Origin of the sequence: Cellulomonas pasadenensis (genome assembly GCF_047229365.1) — a bacterium.
In the GTDB taxonomy this organism is placed as follows: Bacteria; Actinomycetota; Actinomycetes; order Actinomycetales; family Cellulomonadaceae; genus Cellulomonas.
This window is the reverse complement of record NZ_JBFTEP010000245.1, coordinates 1-2,275: the sequence shown is the minus strand read 5'-3', so window position 1 is coordinate 2,275 and position 2,275 is coordinate 1. Positions and strand designations below refer to the sequence as shown.

The following is a 2,275-nucleotide window of genomic DNA, read 5'->3' as shown; positions in this document are numbered from 1 at the left end:
GCCGGCGCCGGACCGGTGCGCCCCGCGCCGCCCAGCGTGTCGCCGCGCACGCCGTCGCCCGCCGGGGCGTCCGTGGCGACCTCGACGGTGGCACCGCGCGTCGTGCGGGTCCAGCCGACCACGCTCGCCCACACGGGCGGCAGCAGGACGGCGAGCACGGTCGCACCGGCCCCGCGCCCGAGGGACCGCCCGATGCGGTGGGCGGCGACGCCGCGCAGGACCAGGCCCCACAGCTGCACCACCGGCACGCACAGGTACAGCGCCGACCAGCCGGGCACGCCGCCGCGCTCGTACAGCTCGACCTCCTGCACGACCGGCGTCCACGCCTTCCACGTCGGCGCCCCGAGCCGCCGGAACAGCGCCGCGAGCGCCGCGCTGTACCAGACCCAGCAGACGAGCAGCACGAGCAGCCCGACGCCGCCGAGGACGACCGCGGTCGCCCGCACGGCCTCGGCCGCGGCGGCCTCCTCCGCGGGCGTCGCGAACGGCACGCTCACTCCTCCTCCTCGGGCGACACGGCCTCGGCCCGGTGCCGGTCCGGGCGCAGCGCGCGCGTCAGCGAGGCACCGCTCAGCGCGGCACCGACCCGCCGCCACGGCGGGTGCTCCTGCGCGAGCGCGGCGACCTCCGCGTCGCTGGCCGCCCACGCCTCGGCCGCGTCGTCGGGGCCGGGCGGCACGGCCGCGAACACGGCGCGGTCGACGATCGCGGCGAGGTGCGCGGCACCGGGACGGCCGGACGCGGCCGCGGCGGCGGCGCGGGTCGGCCCGGCGATCGGCCGTCCGAGGTCGGCCGCGCGGTCCGCCAGCTCGGCCCACGCACCGACGACGGCGACCTCCGGCACGGCGGCGTGGCGCCGCCGGCGACGGCGCACGGCCTTGGCGACGGGCAGCACGAGCAGCGGCGCGGCGAGGAGCGCGAGGCCGCCGGCGACGAGCCCGACGGTGCGCAGCACGGCGAGCCACGGGCTGTCGCCGAAGCGCGCGGAGTCGTCCGCGTCGCTCGTGTCGGTGCCGGCCCCGTCGCGGGACAGCACCGGCGGGTCGACGACGGGCAGCTCGGGCGGCTGGACGGTGGTGGGGTTCTGCGGCGCCTGCGTGCCCTGCTCCACGCGGACCGGCGCGTTCGCGACCTGCGGGTCGACGTCGAGGGTGACCCACGTGCCCCCGGGGCTGCGCACCTCGACCCACGCGGCGAGGTTCGCGCCCGTGCAGACGTCGGTGCACGCCGGCACGGTCGCGCCCGGCACGTCCTCCAGGCGCACGCCCATGACGACGCGCGACTCGTAGCCGAGGTAGCGCGCGACGAGGGCCGCGGCGGCCGCGAGCTGCTCGTCGTCGCCGACGCCCGCGACGAGCGCGGCGTCGTCGGCGCCGGGCCCGAGCGCCTCCTCCTGCTCGAGCAGCTCGGTGAAGAGCTCCTCGACGCGGGCGCGCGAGTGCCCGGCGTAGCTGGTCTGGAAGACGTACGGCGCCTGCGCCTGCAGCGCGGAGATCCACGCGGCGGCCGCGGCGTCGTCCGCGACGGCGTGGCTGAGGTAGCTGCGCGCGCGCAGGCGGTCGACGAGCGTCACGAGCCCGTCGGCGTCGCGGCCGACCTGCTGCGCCTGCACCCAGGCCGCGAGCTGCGGGTGCTGCTCCGCGAGCGCCTCGGCGTCGACCTCGCCCGGGCCGGCGAGCGAGCCGGGGTCGTCGCCCGCGGTCGGGTCGGCGGCCACGCGGTACGAGTCGCCGGGCGCGAGCCCGTGGCCGGCGGGCCCGCCGTCGGCGACGGTCACCGCGGAGCCGTCGTCGGGACCGAGGTAGAACGCCGCCGCGAGCGCGTCGGCGCGCAGGCCGGCGAACCGCGGCGCCGCCACGACGCCCGACGGCACGGGCACCCAGATGCCCGACCAGGCGTCGCCCACCACGACCTCGACCTCGGCGGTCGCACCGCCGGTGGACGAGCGCGGCACCCGCAGGAACCGGCCGGCCGCGCCGTCGGCGCCGACGCGGAACGACGCGCCGTCGTAGGCGTCGAGCACGGCGGTGCGCAGGCGGTCGACGCCGGTGCCGTCCACGGCGACCCGGAACAGCTCGGCGTCGAACGCGTCGGCACGGAACGCCGCGCGGTACGACGTCAGCGGGCTCGGCTCGCGCTGCACGGCGAGCACCGGCTCGACGTCCTCGCGCAGCACGTGCCGCTGCGCCCACCCCGGGGTGCCGGGCGCGGCCCAGGCCGCGGCGCCGGCGGCGAGGCCGACGAGCACGAGCCCGGCCACGAGCCGGCCGACGGT

At 79.8% G+C, this 2,275-nt stretch carries 2 protein-coding genes; both read right to left on the bottom strand.

What is annotated here, in order from left to right:
• Positions 1–497: DUF5684 domain-containing protein (locus AB6N23_RS18145; protein ID WP_412867357.1), on the bottom strand; the 497-nt coding region annotated here is incomplete at its 3' end.
• The coding region (locus tag AB6N23_RS18140) for a transglutaminase domain-containing protein (protein ID WP_412867356.1) at positions 494–2,275 on the bottom strand (1,782 nt) is incomplete at its 5' end. The genes AB6N23_RS18140 and AB6N23_RS18145, both read right to left, overlap by 4 nt.